General features: G+C 36.8%; 14 protein-coding genes and 1 tRNA gene. 6 read left to right on the top strand and 9 right to left on the bottom strand.

All coding sequences use genetic code 11. From position 1 onward, the window contains the following. Positions 1–112 precede the first annotated feature (112 nt). On the top strand, positions 113–703 hold the full coding sequence (locus tag ACXACQ_RS05210; RefSeq protein ID WP_474974874.1) for an HD domain-containing protein: 591 nt from the start codon (positions 113–115) through the stop codon (positions 701–703). A 209-nt stretch (positions 704–912) separates the two neighbouring features. Next, a complete protein-coding gene (locus ACXACQ_RS05205) occupies positions 913–1,617 on the top strand; it encodes an endonuclease/exonuclease/phosphatase family protein (protein ID WP_474974873.1) in 705 nt (234 codons plus the stop codon). A gap of 575 nt (positions 1,618–2,192) precedes the next feature. Here the strand turns inward: ACXACQ_RS05205 and ACXACQ_RS05200 are convergent. From ACXACQ_RS05200 to ACXACQ_RS05175, 6 genes are all read right to left on the bottom strand, one after another. Beyond that, the gene (locus ACXACQ_RS05200) at positions 2,193–3,248 is read right to left on the bottom strand and encodes an NAD(P)-dependent alcohol dehydrogenase (protein ID WP_474974872.1); all 1,056 of its coding nucleotides are present in this window, start codon (positions 3,246–3,248) and stop codon (positions 2,193–2,195) included. Between the two features lie 75 nt (positions 3,249–3,323). Beyond that, positions 3,324–4,310: an aldo/keto reductase gene (locus ACXACQ_RS05195; protein ID WP_474974871.1), complete on the bottom strand. Its 987-nt coding sequence runs from the start codon at positions 4,308–4,310 to the stop codon at positions 3,324–3,326. Positions 4,311–4,394: 84 nt separating this feature from the next. Further along, a complete protein-coding gene (locus tag ACXACQ_RS05190; RefSeq protein WP_474974870.1) occupies positions 4,395–4,862 on the bottom strand; it encodes a helix-turn-helix domain-containing protein in 468 nt (155 codons plus the stop codon). 171 nt (positions 4,863–5,033) lie between these two features. Next, entirely contained in the window at positions 5,034–5,294 is a 261-nt protein-coding gene (locus tag ACXACQ_RS05185; RefSeq protein ID WP_474974869.1) for a hypothetical protein, read from the bottom strand. A gap of 166 nt (positions 5,295–5,460) precedes the next feature. Beyond that, a complete protein-coding gene (locus ACXACQ_RS05180; RefSeq protein WP_474974868.1) occupies positions 5,461–7,797 on the bottom strand; it encodes a discoidin domain-containing protein in 2,337 nt (778 codons plus the stop codon). A gap of 483 nt (positions 7,798–8,280) precedes the next feature. After that, positions 8,281–8,355, bottom strand: a tRNA-Val gene (locus ACXACQ_RS05175). 174 nt (positions 8,356–8,529) lie between these two features. On the opposite strand from ACXACQ_RS05175, the gene ACXACQ_RS05170 reads away from it, so the two are divergent. After that, positions 8,530–11,019: a hypothetical protein gene (locus ACXACQ_RS05170; protein ID WP_474974867.1), complete on the top strand. Its 2,490-nt coding sequence runs from the start codon at positions 8,530–8,532 to the stop codon at positions 11,017–11,019. Positions 11,020–11,037: 18 nt separating this feature from the next. Here ACXACQ_RS05170 and ACXACQ_RS05165 read toward each other — a convergent pair whose 3' ends face one another. The 3 genes from ACXACQ_RS05165 to ACXACQ_RS05155 are packed head-to-tail and all read right to left on the bottom strand — an operon-like array spanning position 11,038 to position 13,994. Beyond that, on the bottom strand, positions 11,038–11,694 hold the full coding sequence (locus ACXACQ_RS05165; protein WP_474974866.1) for a DUF2461 domain-containing protein: 657 nt from the start codon (positions 11,692–11,694) through the stop codon (positions 11,038–11,040). A 1-nt stretch (position 11,695) separates the two neighbouring features. Further along, positions 11,696–12,688 (bottom strand): UDP-glucuronic acid decarboxylase family protein, encoded by a 993-nt coding sequence (locus ACXACQ_RS05160; RefSeq protein WP_474974865.1) that lies wholly within the window; start codon positions 12,686–12,688, stop codon positions 11,696–11,698. Beyond that, complete coding sequence (locus ACXACQ_RS05155; RefSeq protein WP_474974864.1) at positions 12,681–13,994, bottom strand: UDP-glucose dehydrogenase family protein; 1,314 nt, start codon at positions 13,992–13,994, stop codon at positions 12,681–12,683. Before ACXACQ_RS05155 ends, ACXACQ_RS05160 begins: the two co-directional genes overlap by 8 nt. A gap of 187 nt (positions 13,995–14,181) precedes the next feature. Between ACXACQ_RS05155 and ACXACQ_RS05150 the strand changes: the two genes are divergently transcribed. The 3 genes from ACXACQ_RS05150 (at position 14,182) to ACXACQ_RS05140 (ending at position 17,129) form a co-directional block, all read left to right on the top strand. Next, entirely contained in the window at positions 14,182–15,351 is a 1,170-nt protein-coding gene (locus ACXACQ_RS05150; protein WP_474974863.1) for an acyl-CoA dehydrogenase, read from the top strand. 69 nt (positions 15,352–15,420) lie between these two features. Next, the gene (locus ACXACQ_RS05145; protein ID WP_474974862.1) at positions 15,421–15,756 is read left to right on the top strand and encodes a DUF4870 domain-containing protein; all 336 of its coding nucleotides are present in this window, start codon (positions 15,421–15,423) and stop codon (positions 15,754–15,756) included. Between the two features lie 14 nt (positions 15,757–15,770). Beyond that, positions 15,771–17,129: an ATP-binding protein gene (locus ACXACQ_RS05140; RefSeq protein ID WP_474974861.1), complete on the top strand. Its 1,359-nt coding sequence runs from the start codon at positions 15,771–15,773 to the stop codon at positions 17,127–17,129. The last annotated feature ends 1 nt before the right edge of the window (position 17,130 follow it).

Below are 17,130 nucleotides of genomic sequence, written 5' to 3'. Positions count from 1 at the left end.
GTGAAACCATACTCACCTCACTTGATTATAATGCATAAAATCATTCTTTAACTATACCTGAAACATTAATTTTACTATGCATTAAGCGAAAAGAATAGATTTAACAACCACTATGATTAATGAGGATTTAATAAAACAGATTCAGTTTATTAAAGAAATTGATAAAATTAAGTACATAAAAAGACGCACCAGACTTTTTAATAGTGACATCAATGAAAATGATGCTGAGCACAGCTGGCATTTAGCGATGATGGCACTTGTATTAAGTAACTATGCTAATGAAAAAGTGGATGTGTTGAAAGTAATAAAAATGGTTTTAATTCACGATATAGTGGAAATTGACGCTGGAGACACGTTTATCTACGACCAAAATAAAAGCCATGATAATACGGAAGAAGAGTTAAAATCTGCACAACGAATTTTTGGAATGCTCCCGAAACAACAAGCCCGAGAGTTAATTGAAATTTGGAAGGAATTTGAAGCGGGCATATCCATAGAAGCGAAATTTGCACGTGCCATGGATCGTTTGGAGCCACTATTACAAAATGCATCTAACAATGGAGGGACTTGGCGAGAATATGATGTTAAATATGATACGGTTTTTAACAAGCAAAAAGCCATAAAAAACGGATCAGAAGAGTTATGGAAATACGCTCAAGAAATACTGGATGAAAGTGTCGCCTCAGGGATCTTAAAAAAGTAACCCGCCCTATAAGCCTGCAAAACCACACTTGCAGGCTTTTTTATTGGTGCATCTAACCCAGAGAATTTTAAGTAAAATGAATTACAAAAGTCATTATTACTACAACACTCCATTGAAATATATTTTTTTACATTAAATTCAGAGGGCTAAGTGAGATAAAAAGCTGGATATCGTTTATCCTATTACCTCATTTACTAAACTATAAAAGCATGAAATTAATTACATGGAATTGCAATGGAGCATTGAGAAAAAAATTCCATGAAATAGATTCATTAAATGCTGACATATACATTATTCAAGAATGTGAAGATCCCAAGCAAACCAATGACAACTTATACCATGAATGGTCGAAAAATCATTTATGGGCTGGAGATAATAAAAATAAAGGAATTGGAATCTTTGCTTCTGAAGAAGTCTCCATCAAGAGATTAAACTGGACTAATAAGTATAAAGACCATACTGTAAAACACTTCTTACCGTGCATAGTAAATCAGCACATTCAACTTTTAGCTGTATGGGCTCACCACAACAATTCACCAACATTTGGTTACATTGGGCAATTCTGGAAATATCTACAAACCAACAAAAGACTCTTCAATAATATCATTATTGCAGGGGACTTGAATAGCAATGCCATCTGGGACAAATGGGATCGATGGTGGAATCATTCCGATTGCACAAATGAGCTTCTTGAATTAGGTATAGTAAGTGCTTACCACAAATTAAAGAATGAGCAATATGGGGATGAATCTCAGCCAACATTCTTCCTTCAAAGAAATAAGAGCAAGGCATATCACATTGACTATTTCTATCTATATGAGAATTTTATAACGCAACAGTCTACTATAGCAATTGGAGAACAAACTAAATGGCTAAAAATAAGTGACCATTTACCATTAATTCTTGAAATTTAGCATAATAGAATCATTACTGATCAATCAGGAATTTCAAAAATATGTCAATAAATAATCATTAATCACAAGATCAATTAACGTTTAATGGCTTGATTCTTTCAGAGAACGAATTTCTCAAAAATCAATTTGACTGAATTTGGAAGAGCTATAAAACATGAAGTGTAACACCAGCAACTGGGAAGATTACAGAATTTCTCAATGATGGGCCAGGGAGTTTGAGGTAATCGACAAATACTGAGAGTAAAGGTGTAAACCATATGAAATTGCTAAAGGCTATAGTTATGGCACCAAAACGATAGCCTCAGGTATAATAAAGATGAATGCCTTGAACCCCCCCCCTATCATACGCAAGGAAAATAACATATAAAGATTGTGATGATAAAGCTATGAAAAGCTGCTTTATTCATCTGAGCTTAAAAGCAAAATCTTCACTATGCTTAGCCTAGGTGATTCGGTATATAAAAAGCCAACCCCGATGCATTTGACATCAGGATTGGCTTTTTTATAAATATTCATCTCTATTTAGGCCACTTTATTTCTTGATCTTCAGTCACCTGCCCACCTTCTGTCTCATATTAATTCAACGAAGCCATGTCTATAACAAAGCGATACTTGACATCTCCTTTTTCGAGACGTACAAATGCTTCATTGACATCTTGAATATTTATGATTTCCGAATCTGCAACAATATTATGCTTATAACAAAAGTCTAACACCTCTTGTGTTTCGGCTATGCCACCAATATTAGAACCTGAAAAACTCTTTCTACCCATAACTACATTAAAAGCACCCACCTCTAATGCCTCTGGCGGTAAGCCTACTAGCACCAATGAACCATCTACTTTTAGCATACCCAAGTATTGATTCACATCGTGCTTTGCCGAAACGGTATCTATAATAATATCCTGAGAGCCCATTGCAGCTTTCATTTGCTCTACATCAGACGACAACACTGCGTTATCTGCCCCTAAACGCTTGGCGTCCTCTACCTTTTCTGGCGAACTGGTAAATACGGTCACCTCAGCCCCCATAGCTTTAGCAATTTTAATAGCCATATGCCCCAGGCCTCCAACACCTAAAACACCTACATTTTTACCCGGTCCAGCCTTCCAATGCATTAATGGTGAATAGACAGTAATACCGGCACATAAAAGAGGAGCAGCACAAGCAAGGTCTTCGAAAGCAGGCATCTTCAGCACATACTTTTCTTCACATACATACGTTTTAGAAAAACCACCATAAGTATGTTCTCCCTCCATGTATGTATCGGGTGAATTAAAAGAATAAGTCACTCCATTTTCGCAAAACATCTCCATGCTTTCTTCGCAGTGCTGGCAATGCCCGCAGCTATCTACAATACAACCTACCGCTGCCAAGCCCCCTACACTAAATTTAGTTACTGCATTTCCAACTCGGGTCACTCTCCCTACTATTTCATGCCCCGGAACAATGGGCCACATAGTACCTCCAAAGTCATTTTTTATTTGATGCAAATCAGAATGGCAAATACCACAATATAGCACTTCAAACTCTACATCTCTAACTCCTAATTGTCTTCTAGGCACCTCAATAGCCTCCAAAGGGCTGTCTACAGAATGAGTACCATATGCTTTTACATTAATAGTTTCCATGATTGTGATTTTTAATAAATGTTACAAGCCTTGAGTAGGCTCGCCTTAAAAGTTTACCCTATTGACGATCGATTATTAAGAATTATCAACCATTTTCTGACTGCTTTCGGGATATCTGTGTCCTATGATCTCTACTTCTGCCGCAGCATCTTCAATACGTTGAAGATCATTATCAGTAAGCCCAATTTGCACTGCTGCTATATTTTCCTCCAACCTATGCGCTTTGGTAGTGCCAGGAATAGGTACAATCCAAGGCTTTTGAGCTAAAATCCACGCTATAGCCAACTGCGCTGTGCTACAGCCTTTTTCTCTCGCAATGTTTTCAAGAAGCATCACTAACGCTTTGTTAGCTTTTATAGCTTCTTCAGAAAACCTAGGAATGCCCTTACGAAAGTCATGGTCATCAAATACAGTATTTTCATTAATTTTCCCGGTAAGAAACCCTTTTCCTAAGGGGCTAAATGGCACAAAACCAATACCCAGCTCTTGTAAGGCCGCAAAGGTCTTTTGTTCTGGCTCACGCCACCAAAGTGAATACTCACTTTGCAGTGCGGTAACAGGCTGAACTGCGTGCGCCTTTCTAATGCTACTTTCGCCTGCCTCTGATAAACCAAAGTATTTTACCTTTCCTGCAGCTATCAGTTCTTTTACTGTTCCTGCCACATCTTCCATCGGCACGTTGGGATCCACTCTATGCTGATAAAGTAAATCAATAGACTCCACCTGCAATATTTTTAAAGAAGCATCTACCATACTTCTTATATTTTCTGGGCGGCTATCAAATCCTTCATTAGGCTTTGCGTTTTTGAAACCAAATTTTGTTGCAATAGCCACTTCATTTTTAAAAGGAGCCAACGCTTCACCAACTAGTTCTTCATTTATATAAGGCCCATAAACTTCAGCGGTATCAAAAAAGGTAACACCCATCTCCACAGCTTGACGGATAAGTGCAATCATCTCCTTTTTATCATGATTACCTCCATAGCCAAAGCTCATTCCCATACAGCCAAGCCCTAACATTGACACTTCCAGTCCTTGACTTCCGAGTTTTCTTGCTTCCATAATTATTTGATTTAAATTATGAAACAAAGTTACCTTCAGCCCATACTGCCCAAATAATGAAAAAGAAACAATAACTTACGATAATCAAACATTGCGAAAAGTAGTAGGATTTTGCTCTACATGTTTTTTGAAAAAATTATTAAAGTGAGTCGGCTCGGTATAGCCCAAAGCATAAGCAATCTGAGCCACTTGCCAGTCTGTTTGTCTTAAAAGCACCTTAGCCTCTTGCAAAATTCGTTCGTTAATGAGCTGCGTGGTAGTTTTTCCGACCACATTTTTTACCGCTCGATTTAAGTGATTGGTATGAACGTTTAACCGCTCTGCAAAATCTGAAGCTTTTCTTAAGCGCATTTCCGGATGCAATTCATCAATAGGAAACTGCCTTTCTAATAACTCTACAAACATGGAAGCTATTCTGTGAGATGCACCTGCAACCTTGCCTTCCACTGACTTAGAAGGGTTTAATTTTAGAGCAAAATGTATTAGCTCCTGAGCGAATGCACGCAGTAAGTCATATTTAAAGTCATATTCTGAGTCAATTTCTTCATGCATTTTTTGAAAAATAGACAACACCCATTCATATTGCTTATCCGTAAGCTCAAAAACATGCTCACCACCAGGCTTAAAAACCGGATATTTGGAGAGTTTACCATACTGAAAAAAGAACTCCTCATTAAAAAAAGCATAATGCCCTGTATGAATACGATCATTATGCTCCCACCGTTATGGAATAAAGGGGTTAGAAAAAACAAGAGCCTGCTTTGGCACTGAGATAGTTTTATCTGCAAATTCAATCTGGCTATTACCGGTAAGCACGGTTATTTTATAAAAATCTCGCTTCTGATAAGGCAACTTACCAATAGGCTTGCCTGTGAATGGTTCTATTTCAAATACATTGAAATGTCCTATATTATTATTTAGCTCTTCAGGAGAATTGCCAAACTTTCTAATATATAAATCTTTTAGGCTTTCTGATGACTGCATACTTCAAAGTTACATTTTTCAAACAACACTTAGAGATTAACCGTTCCCAAAACGCAAACACTCACCTCAACTTAAAATGACCTGAACCTAATTCCTTAAAGAAGTTACACAAGAAAAAAAGGCCACCCCTATTAGGAATGGCCTTTCTAAAAAATATAGAATAAATCTATTTCACGATCATTCTCATGGTTTCACTCTGCTCATCTTGTGTTATTTGAATGAAATAAACACCAGTTTTCAAAGCCGAAATATCAAGCGTTTGCTTTCTTTCTACATCGTTTATAGAAAGCACTTCATTACCTAAAGTATCAATTATTTTAACTGAGGCTTTATTTCCTTTAAAATCTATACTAACTGACTGCTCTGCAGGGTTAGGGTAAACTTTAAAAGCTGAAACCGCCACTAATTCATTATTTTCTTTTGAACCTGACACCAACTCCAACGCTCCTGATTGTCTACTAATTTTGGAAACGACCAATGACGCAGCTTTATCATTCCAGCCTTCATCTACTAAACATAAATTATCAGCATTTAACACCAACGTTTCACCTGAAAAATCAGCATTGCTATATAAAGTAACCTGATATCCGTCTTTAATTTTTAAACTTGACAAGAAGTAAGTCCCTCCTCCCAAATAAGTAAAATCACTCAGGTGATAGCTTCCCTCTGTTATAACTGCAGAAGTTCCATCATAAGAGCAGTGAAGATATAGAGTAGCTGCATCAGCATCAATTTCATCTACAGGGCTACCATAAACCTCTAATTCATAAATAGAATAACCATAAATAGTACCTCTTGCTGTTCCATACATCCTTACATACCTTCCTGTACCTGTCAAGCCAGAAAAATCATTGCTCAGAGAAGTGTTGCCACTCACTGCCTTAATGGTAGTCCAAGAAATCGCATCATTAGAAGTCTGAATAAGGTAATCTTTACCATACGCTACTTCCCAACTAATTTTTACTCTATTGATATCATAAGTATTTCCTAAATCCACGTAAATCCATTCATCATCAGTTTCGGCACTCGCCCAACGAGAGTCATAATTTCCGTCTACGGCCTTTGTAACATCTAGCTCTGCACTTTCTATGGTAGAAGCAGTAACTGGCTTATCAAGCGCCAAATTAGCTTCACCTCCAACTACGGCCACATTAAAAGTAGATGCAGCACTAGCACCGCAAGAATTGCTGGCTTTTACAGAAATTGTTCCACCTTCATTTCCAGCGGTAACATTAATAGTAGACGATGTAGAACTACCAGACCAGCCTGAAGGCAAAGTCCAAGTATAAGATGTAGCTCCGCTTACAGTTCCTACTGAGTAGCTTTGACTAGTACCTGCAGTCACATTTGCACTACCAGATATAGCACCTGGCTGCGCTGGCACAGTACACTGGTTCTGACTTATTTCATAGATCACCACCTCAAGTCCCTGCAGTGTATCTGAAAGAGAGCCTGATGATATAGCTTTTGTTTGACCTACTCTGCTACTACCTGCCGAAGCAAGCCCAACGGCCTTAGCTGTAGCGTTTGAAAACCCATTTAAAGAAAATGTAATACTCTTAGCGCTAGAACTCTTATTAACAGCTATAAGATAAGACTTACCATTATAGTCTTTCAATATAGCATCCACATCATCGGAGTTATATGACAGACTATTATTCTTGGCGCCTAAAAAAACAGGAGAAAAATCCTTTAACTCAGAAATAAGGTTGGTCATAAAACTTAAGTCACCATCCTTTTTAATATTGTTTACGCCACCCGCATCTTCTACATCATAAGAATAGAATATCAGACCTGTAGAGCCTAATGCTATTGATAAATAGGTTTCTGCTCTTATTTGCTCATTGGTAGGCATACCAAACTGACTTCCCGTCTGAATTATAAGCCAAACAGGTTTTGGCGCCACCTGAGCCTGCATATTTTTGAGCTTAGTCTTAATGCTGTATAATGGGTTAGAAATATTATTATAAGGATACAGGTCATTTAAGAATATATCAGCAGCATTTTTGTAAGCACTAATATCACTAGAATACTCTGTTAAGAAAACAGGGTGATTGGGGTCTGCAGCCTTATACACATTGTAAGCCCACTCTGCATCTGCAGCACTTAGATTGGTTGCAGACTTCGGCTCATCTGGTAATCCATACCCAAATATATAATTTGAGTTTTTCACCTTATTGATGCTCTGCGTAAAGGGGCTTGCATTTCTATTTTTAATGGCTGTAGCATTTTCATAATCACAACCCGGGCCGGCCGTGTAATGACAATAAAGCTGATTACTTTCTATCGAATTAAAAGCACCATCATTAACGCAAAATGGTCTGGAAGCCGTATTCACTCCCATGTTTTTAATTCCTGTATAATCTGATTGGACATATACACTAATAGGAAAAAATTTATTCCCATTAATGGATACCGTTTGATCAGTGTTAACGGACACACTGCTTTGACTATATATATTTGAAACGCACATCAAACATATTAGCGTAATTAAGTATTTCATAAGTAATAATTATTAGGGGTTATAGTTGAAAAAAAATTTACGAAGTTGGTTGGTGTTAGCAAGTTTACATTAGAAGGTTTTAGCGCTTTATCAATCCTTCAAAATTTCCATTCTGGAAGGGTTCTGCAAACAGTGCTTTATGCATATTTAATAATTTTATATAGGGTAAAAATATTTTTCTGTGTACAATGTACACGATGGTGCCAACCTACACAATATATTCGATATTCAAAAGGCGTTTTTACCAAATACAGTTATTTAACGATAAATTAATAATCCACCCGATACGTCTAAAAAGCTATAAAAGAAATGGTTTTATATTTATTACAACACTAGGTAATGTAGCTATATCACTAGTAGCCTGCACCTTACGCATAAGACAGAAAAAATGAAGACAATTGCATTAAAGAGAGATATGAAGAATACTTTTTTGTAATTTCTTACAAAATAAAAAAGCCAACAAACGTTGTTTGTTGGCTTTTGTGGGCGCTGAGGGATTCGAACCCCCGACCCCCTCGGTGTAAACGAGATGCTCTGAACCAGCTGAGCTAAGCGCCCTTTATCTTCACCGTTTGTGAATGGGAATGCAAATGTAGTATAGTTTTTTAAATTCACAAATTATTAAATCAAAAAACAATAATATTTTTTACTTAATGGCACTCTGTTTGATGTTTATTGCCTAAACATGTAGTTTCATATGCCTTTTGGCGATAATATAAATCAACAATTCAATTGAGCCTAAAAAAGATCGTTAGGAAAACATTCCTAGTATTATGTTTAATAATCATTACACTGGTCTCTGCAGTAACGATTATCACCTACCTTTATAAAGATGAGCTCATAGCACAGTTTATTCGAGAGGCTAATAAAAACATCAATACCCCAGTTCATGTAGATAAAATTACTGTCTCCTCATTCAAAAACTTTCCACAGATTTCACTTACGTTCCACAATGTTTATGTAGAAGAGAGCTACCCCACAAGCACATACCCGCTTTTACAGGCAGAAAAACTGGATTTCACTTTTAATCCTATAGCCATCTTTAAGGGTGACTTCACCGTGGAGGAAATTCATATATCAAAAGGAACCATTCATCTAAAAATGGATTCGAATGGTGAGATCAATTACAACATTGTTAACAAGCCACAGAATGCAACTGATGATCAAAAAGTAAAACTCTCGTTATCTAAAATAGAACTGGACGAAACTACATTTACTTATACCAATGATTACAAAAACGTAAACCTAGAGCTTCAAACAAAAAAAACTTTAGCCAAGCTGCAAGCAGAAGGCAAAACGTACCACGTAGAAACTGACGGAGATGTATACTTACAATATTTGCTTGTACAAAATAGAATGTGGCTCGAAAACAAAGACCTTAAAATAGACTCTAAGTTTATTTATAACGATGAAATCAAAGACTTACAAATATCTCCTTCAGAAATAGCCATTAAGGGATCGAAATTCTCTATAGATGGCAAATACACCTTTCTTAACGAAAACTACATTAACATCAATTTTAAAGGCAATGACACCAACATTCAAACATTATGGTCATTGTTGCCAGAAGAGAAAACCTCTACTTTAAAAAAGTATGAAAGTGAAGGCGAAATATACTTTAACTTGAACCTGAATGGCATTATCTCCGAAAAAGCATCTCCTGCTCTTAATATCGATTTTGGACTAAAGAAAGCAGAGCTACTGCATCCGGAAAATAACATAAAAATCACTAATGCAGATTTAAAAGGATACTTTCATGCCCCACAGATCGATCATATTAACAATGGTAGCCTAACGCTTGAAGACATAAGTGGCACATTAGAAAACAAGAGTTTTACTGCCAACTTAATGATCAACAATTTTAATAAGCCTTACATTAAAGGAAATTTTGCAGGTCAACTAGACATTCATTCCATATTCAAGTTTTACCAATCTGACAATATAAAATCAGGCAGTGGTTTATTGGATGCTAACATTAGCTTTGAAGGGCACACGAGCGATTTGAAACAAAAAGCTACTACTCAAAAGTTTAAAACTACGGGAGACATCAACCTCAATAACTTGTCGCTCCACCTCGCCTCTTATCCATTACCACTTTCAAATTTAAGTGGCAACCTCCTTTTCAATAACAATAACTTAGCATTAAGTGATGTGAGGGGAAAACTTGGCAATAGCGATTTTTTACTTAATGGATTTTTCAAGAACATTATTGCCTACCTTTTATTTGAAGATGAACCCGTAGGCATAGAAGCTGATTTGGATGCTGCCACCATAGATTTGGATGAATTGCTCGCGGCCAACCCTAACCAAAACCCTAATGCAAAATATACTTTTAATATTTCGCCTAGGCTAGTGCTTAACTTCAATTGTAACATCGATCATTTAAAGTTTAGGCGCTTTCATCCAAGTAATCTTAGCGGCAATTTAAAAGTTAAAAATAAAGTTGCTCAATCTGACAAAATCAAATTTAAAGCGATAGGTGGTGATATTTCTATTTCAGGAAAAGTAGATGCTAGCTACAATAACTTAGTTAAAGTAAATACAGAATTTGACCTTACAAATATTAATGTAGACAGTATTTTCTACCTTTTTGAAGATTTCAATCAAGACTTCCTTCAGGCCAGACACCTAAAAGGAAAAATATTTGCCACTGTTGCAGCGGAAATGACCTTTAATAATGAGCTTCACCTTTACCCTAATTCATTAACCAGTAACATCAGCACACGTATAGAAGGCGGTGAGTTAAATAACTTTGAGCCTATGCAAAAGCTGAGCAAGTATTTAGACCACGAAAAGTTAGATCGCCTGAGGTTTAGTGAACTACGAAATGACATCCATATAGAAAACAAAAAAATCTATCTGCCAGAAATGGAAGTAAGCTCTAATGTTACTGACATTATGATTAGTGGCACACATACCTTTGATCAGAATATTGATTACAGAATTGCGGCTCCTCTAAATAACAAAAGAAGAGTGGACAAGGATGAGGCTTTTGGTGCAATTGAACAAGATGATCAGGGACGCACTATGTTATACTTAAAAATTATAGGCAACACTTCTGATTATGTAATTCTCTACGATAAGAACAGGGTAAAAAAGAAAATAGTGAATGACATTAAAAAGGAAGCCCAAGAATTAAAAGACGCTTTTAAAAATAAGGGTAAAGAAGAGAAAGAAGAAGTAGAGCTCAAAGAAGATGATTACTTTGATTGGGACAATTAAAAATGGCAAAGAATTAAATTAACTCATTGCCACATTTAAATAATCATTAAAAGGCTTAATCTCTTTAAACACCTCCACAATGCTGTCAATGTCTTTCCAACCCTCTATGGTCTTATCATCAAAATGAGTTAACACCATAAAGCTCTTAAGCTTTATTAGATCGATATTAGGATGATCAGCGTCATAACCTTTAGGAGGCCGCTTCAAAGAGTCGCCTTGTATTCTGTCAAAATACGCTTTAAAGGTTTTGTCAGAAGTGATCTCTTTTAACTCCTCTGGGTTATAATCAATCTCTTGCCTTATTTTATCGAGCCTTTCTTTGCTAGGCCCATACACTCCGCCCGCTAAAAAGGAATTGCCTCCAGGCTGTAAGTGAAAATAATATCCGGCATTGCCAGATTTACGGCCACCCTCACAAATGAACGCTCCAAAATTTAATTTATAAGGAGCTTTATCTTTTGAAAACCTAATATCTCTATTTATTCTGAACACGGATTCTTTAGCAGTGAGGCCAATTAGACCTTCGTCCACTGTAGAAAGCACATCTATGACTGACTGAATAATTTGAAGATATTCTTCTTTGGCCTGCTGGTATGCAGGTTTGTTTTCCTGCATCCAGTCTTTATTATTATTGGCCTTTAAATTCTGAAGAAACTGAAGAGCGTTTGTTAACATTTTACTTTTTAATGTATTCGTCAAACTCTTTGTGCTCTTTAGCGAAAAGCTCTTCCTCTGAAAGAGTTTTGAAATAATCGTAAGTTATTTTTAGTCCGTCTGCACGATTAACCTTAGGCTCCCAACCTAAAATTTCTCTTGCTTTGCTTATTTCCGGCTGTCTTTGCATCGGATCATCTTTTGGCAATGGCTTATAAGTGACTTTTTGATCAGTACCTGTAAGCTTTATAATTTCATCGGCAAACTCCTTAATAGTAATCTCATCTGGGTTACCTACATTAACAGGGTATGCGTAATCAGAAAATAATAATCTGTAGATACCTTCAATTAAATCATCTACATAGCAGAATGATCTTGTTTGAGATCCATCACCAAATACAGTGAGATCTTCTCCTCTTAATGCCTGCCCGATGAACGCAGGTAATACTCTACCATCGTTCAAGCGCATACGAGGACCATAAGTATTGAAAATACGTACTATCCTAGTCTCTACCCCATGATAAGTATGATAAGCCATAGTCATAGCCTCTTGGAAGCGTTTAGCCTCATCATATACACCTCTTGGCCCAATAGGGTTTACGTTACCGTAGTAGTCTTCCGTTTGTGGGTGAACCATGGGGTCACCATAAACTTCAGAAGTGGATGCTATTAGCATTCTGGCTTTTTTAGCCTTCGCTAACCCCAATAGGTTGTGAGTACCTAAAGAACCTACCTTCAATGTTTGAATCGGTATCTTCAAATAATCAATAGGACTAGCTGGAGAAGCAAAATGAAGAATGTAATCTAACTCGCCAGATACGTGCACATAGTTAGAAACATCATGATGATGAAACTCAAAATTGCTATCTGGGAATAAATGCTCTATGTTTTTAAGGTTTCCGGTTATAAGGTTATCCATACCAATAACTCTAAAGCCTTCCTTAATAAACCTATCGCATAAGTGGGAGCCCAGAAAACCTGCCGCTCCCGTTATTAATACTGTCTTTTTATCCATTGATTTGTTCTCTTCCAATACTTACGTAAGTGAAGCCTAGCTCCTTCATATTATCTAAATCGTAAAGATTTCTACCATCAAAGATCACCTTATTTTTTAGAAGTTTAGAAACTTTATCAAAATCAGGAGTTCTGAAAACAGGCCACTCAGTAGCAATCAATAATGCATCAGCTCCATTAATAGCAGAATACTCATCATTACAATAAGTAATTTTCTCTCCTATTTGGCCTCTTACATTTTCCATTCCTTCAGGATCATAAGCTTTAACTTCAGCTCCTGCCGCTACTAATTGTTCTATATTATATAAAGCTGGCGCTTCTCTAATATCATCAGTATAAGGCTTAAAAGATAGCCCCCATAAGCCGATAGTTTTTCCTTTTAAATCACCACCGAAGTATTCTTTAATTTTAGGAACTAACTTAGTTTTTTGCTCTTCATTAACAGACATTACAGATTTTAAGATTTTAAAATCATAATCTACCTGACTAGCAGACTTAGCCAATGCCTGAACATCTTTAGGGAAACAGCTACCGCCATACCCAATACCAGCGAATAAGAATCTTTTACCAATACGCGAATCCGTACCAACACCTTTTCTTACCGCATCAACATCTGCACCTAATAGCTCACACATATTAGCTATCTCGTTCATAAATGTGATTTTAGTAGCAAGGAATGAGTTAGCAGCATATTTAGTTAACTCAGCAGACTTCTCATCCATGAAAATGATAGGATTACCTTGTCTAACTAAAGGAGCATATAATGTATCCATTATTTTCCTAGCCTTGTCAGACTCTGTACCTATTACCACACGGTCTGGTTTCATGAAGTCATCAACGGCCACACCTTCGCGTAAAAACTCAGGATTAGAAACTACATCAAAATCAACTTTAGCGTTTTCAGCTATTTTAGCACTTACCTTTTCAGATGTACCTACAGGCACAGTACTTTTATCAACAATAACAGTGTAGTCTTTTAGTAAAGGACCTAAATCTTCTGCCACTTTTAATATATATTTCAAATCGGCAGAACCATCTTCACCTGGAGGGGTGGGTAGTGCTAAGAAGATGATTTTAGCTCCTTCAATTCCTTCTTTAAGATTAGTAGTAAATTCTAATCTACCTTGGCTTGTGTTTCTTTCAAATAAAACTTCTAAGCCCGGTTCGTAAATAGTAAGCTTTCCATTTTTTAAACTATTTACCTTTTTTTCATCAATGTCAATGCAAGTTACATTATTACCGGTCTCTGCAAAGCAAGTACCTGTAACTAATCCTACATAGCCTGTTCCGACTACTGCTATTTTCATATTTCTCCAGTTTAAAATTTAAGTACGTAAAAATAACCTATAAATTACTTAATATCATAATGAGCAAATGGTTTAGTAAAAACGAAAAAAAATTACATTCCAAACTAACATTCGTTTGGTTAATCTCGTTTATATTTTATAATTTAATTGGATTAAAACGATTGAAACGAATATAAACGCACATCTTATGGATACGCTGGAAACAACATCAACCACACACCCATTCGAAAAATCTGAAAACCAGATCATGATTTCTCAAATGGTAAAAGATTTTGCCGAAAAAGAAATTAAGCCTTATATGATGGAGTGGGATGAAAATCAAATTTTCCCCGTTGATCTATTCAAAAAAATGGGAAAACTTGGGTTAATGGGTGTCCTTGTACCACAAGAATATGGCGGCTCAGGGTTTGGCTACCATGAGTATGTTACGGCTATAGTAGAGCTGTCTAGAATTGATGGATCCATAGGGCTCTCTATGGCAGCGCATAACTCGCTATGTACAGGCCACATTTTACAGTTTGGGAGTGAAGCACAAAAGCAAAAGTACCTTCCTAAACTGGCGTCAGCAGAGTTTATAGGCGCATGGGGACTAACCGAACCCAATACCGGCTCTGATTCAGGGAATATGAAAACAACAGCTCGCAAAGATGGAGACTATTATATTATAAACGGAGCTAAAAATTTCATTACCCATGGTAAATCTGGCGATGTGGCCGTAGTAATGGTACGCACTGGAGAGCCAGGAGACAGTCATGGCATGAGTGCCTTTATTGTAGAGAAAGGAACGCCCGGTTTCAGCGCAGGTCGCAAAGAAAACAAGCTAGGCATGCGAGCCTCCGAAACCACAGAATTAATTTTTCAAGACTGTAAAGTACATAAAGATAGTCTCATAGGATCTGAAGGTGAAGGTTTTATACAGGCCATGAAAATATTAGATGGAGGTAGGATAAGTATTGCTGCACTTAGCTTAGGTATAGCACAAGGAGCACTTGATGTGGCAGTGCAATATTCCAAAGAAAGAAAACAATTCAATCAACCCATTTCAAAATTTCAGGGCATTTCATTTAAGCTAGCAGAAATGGCTACTAAAGTTGAAGCGGCCAAACTTTTAATACATCAAGCTGCACACCTAAAAAATATTGGCAAACCTGTAACAAAAGAGTCTGCAATGGCTAAATATTATGCATCTGAAGTGGCTGTTGAAAATGCCACAGAAGCAGTACAGATATTTGGCGGCTACGGATATACTAAAGATTACCCCGCAGAAAAATTTTATAGAGATTCCAAGCTTTGTACCATTGGAGAGGGAACATCAGAAATTCAAAAATTAGTAATTGCCCGTAAGGTATTAGAATAATATATAATTATCTAGAGAGCAATTAGTATTCATGTACTGTTTCATTATCTTTATGAGAAAAAACATACTATGGATAAAAATTACGAAGTAGAAGACGGCAAAACAGCTGCCTTAATTTCTTACATAACTTGGTTAGGTTTCATTATTGCGTTAATCATGAATAATTCTAAAAAGAATTCATTTACGGCATTTCACATCAGACAATCACTTGGGCTTATTCTTAGTGGATTGGGACTGTGTGCCTTAAGTGAAATTCCCTTCATAGGTACAATCATTTTCTTAGTTGGAGTGTTATTCGTTTTCTACCTTTGGGTCGTTGGTCTAGTCAATGCTATTAAGGGAACGTTCACCCCGGTGCCTGTATTGGGAGAGAAGTTCGAAGAATGGTTCAAATCTATTGACTAACTAGACTCTTAAATATGCTACCTTCAAATATTTCTATTCCTGATTTATTAAAAGATATAGAGAAAGAAGTAAGTATAATACAAGACACCATAGCCTCAATTGGTCGGCTCAATATATTGAAGCACGATGAGAATTCCGCTAGCGAGGAATACTCCGGCATTCAATCCATTGAAGCGGCCGGCTCAGCTTACAGTCAACTATTGTTTCATTACCACTTTTCGTTAATTGAAAGAATAGCACTTAGCACCGCCTTAGCGTGGGAGTACACTCCTGAAATATTTGATCCATTTCTTTTATTAAACCCTTACACCAACAGTCCTTATACTGAATATGGTGGTCACATTTCTGGCAGTAATCAAACGTTTTCCCCCACCTTTGAAACCGTCTTTTATATACTTGCCGGAAATAGTCTTCAAAAAAGATTAAAAAGCAAACAGGCCTTTCAACCTACTTCCAAATTATTTACAAGTGGCTTACTAACATACAGTGAAGTACAACATCAAATTAGCTGGAAACAGTCCGTTATTCGCCCATCAGAGGAATTTCTAGCCGTGCTACAAGGAGAAACCTTTAAACCTAACTTTAGCACTTCTTTCCCCGCAGAATTAATTACAACTAAAATTAACGCTGAGGAGGTAATTTTAGATTACGATACGGAAAACAAAGTAAATGAAATTCACACTTGGCTCAAGCATGGCCAAACAGTATTGAATCATGCACAGTTTGGCCGTAAAGTTAAACCTGGCTACAAGGCGATGTTTTATGGTCCTTCGGGCACCGGTAAAACATTAACTGCCATGATGCTGGGTAAGCTAAATAACCTAGATGTTTATAGAATAGATTTATCTATGCTAGTGTCAAAGTGGGTAGGGGAAACAGAAAAGAATCTTAAAAATGTTTTTGATCTTGCCGAAAACAAAAATTGGATTCTGTTTTTTGACGAGGCAGATTCTGTTTTTGGAAAAAGATCAGTAACACAATCGAGCAACGACAGGTACGCCAACCAAGAAGTCTCTTACCTGCTACAACGGATGGAAGAATATCCTGGATTAATAATATTAGCTACTAACCTGAAGGCCAACATTGACCCTGCCTTTCACAGAAGAATAAATAATATCATCTACTTCCCTGCACCTTCAGAGGATATGCGCAGAACATTATGGGAGAAGATGATTCCGGAAGATTTTACACTTGACCAAGTAATCACTATGGAAGAATTAAGCAAAATTGATCTCTCTGGCGGGGAAATGCTCAACATAGTGCACTATTGTATGCTAAAATCATATGAACGTGGCGAGCAAAAAATAATAGAGGAAGATATGACCTATGCTATTCGAAAAGAACTTCAAAAGAAAGGAAAGATTCACTCATAAA

The organism is Fulvivirga sp. AWR4_260, from assembly GCF_056158185.1.
The sequence above is the reverse complement of the archived record's forward strand: the minus strand, read 5'-3'. Positions and strand labels throughout refer to the sequence as shown.

Coding starts and splice junctions, on each gene's coding strand:
- ACXACQ_RS05210 (WP_474974874.1), top strand. CDS start 113: ATGATTAATGAGGATTTAATAAAACAGATTCAGTTTATTAAAGAAATT.
- ACXACQ_RS05205 (WP_474974873.1), top strand. CDS start 913: ATGAAATTAATTACATGGAATTGCAATGGAGCATTGAGAAAAAAATTC.
- ACXACQ_RS05200 (WP_474974872.1), bottom strand. CDS start 3,248: ATGGAAACTATTAATGTAAAAGCATATGGTACTCATTCTGTAGACAGC.
- ACXACQ_RS05195 (WP_474974871.1), bottom strand. CDS start 4,310: ATGGAAGCAAGAAAACTCGGAAGTCAAGGACTGGAAGTGTCAATGTTA.
- ACXACQ_RS05190 (WP_474974870.1), bottom strand. CDS start 4,862: ATGCATGAAGAAATTGACTCAGAATATGACTTTAAATATGACTTACTG.
- ACXACQ_RS05185 (WP_474974869.1), bottom strand. CDS start 5,294: ATGCAGTCATCAGAAAGCCTAAAAGATTTATATATTAGAAAGTTTGGC.
- ACXACQ_RS05180 (WP_474974868.1), bottom strand. CDS start 7,797: ATGAAATACTTAATTACGCTAATATGTTTGATGTGCGTTTCAAATATA.
- ACXACQ_RS05165 (WP_474974866.1), bottom strand. CDS start 11,694: ATGTTAACAAACGCTCTTCAGTTTCTTCAGAATTTAAAGGCCAATAAT.
- ACXACQ_RS05160 (WP_474974865.1), bottom strand. CDS start 12,688: ATGGATAAAAAGACAGTATTAATAACGGGAGCGGCAGGTTTTCTGGGC.
- ACXACQ_RS05155 (WP_474974864.1), bottom strand. CDS start 13,994: ATGAAAATAGCAGTAGTCGGAACAGGCTATGTAGGATTAGTTACAGGT.
- ACXACQ_RS05150 (WP_474974863.1), top strand. CDS start 14,182: ATGGATACGCTGGAAACAACATCAACCACACACCCATTCGAAAAATCT.
- ACXACQ_RS05145 (WP_474974862.1), top strand. CDS start 15,421: ATGGATAAAAATTACGAAGTAGAAGACGGCAAAACAGCTGCCTTAATT.
- ACXACQ_RS05140 (WP_474974861.1), top strand. CDS start 15,771: ATGCTACCTTCAAATATTTCTATTCCTGATTTATTAAAAGATATAGAG.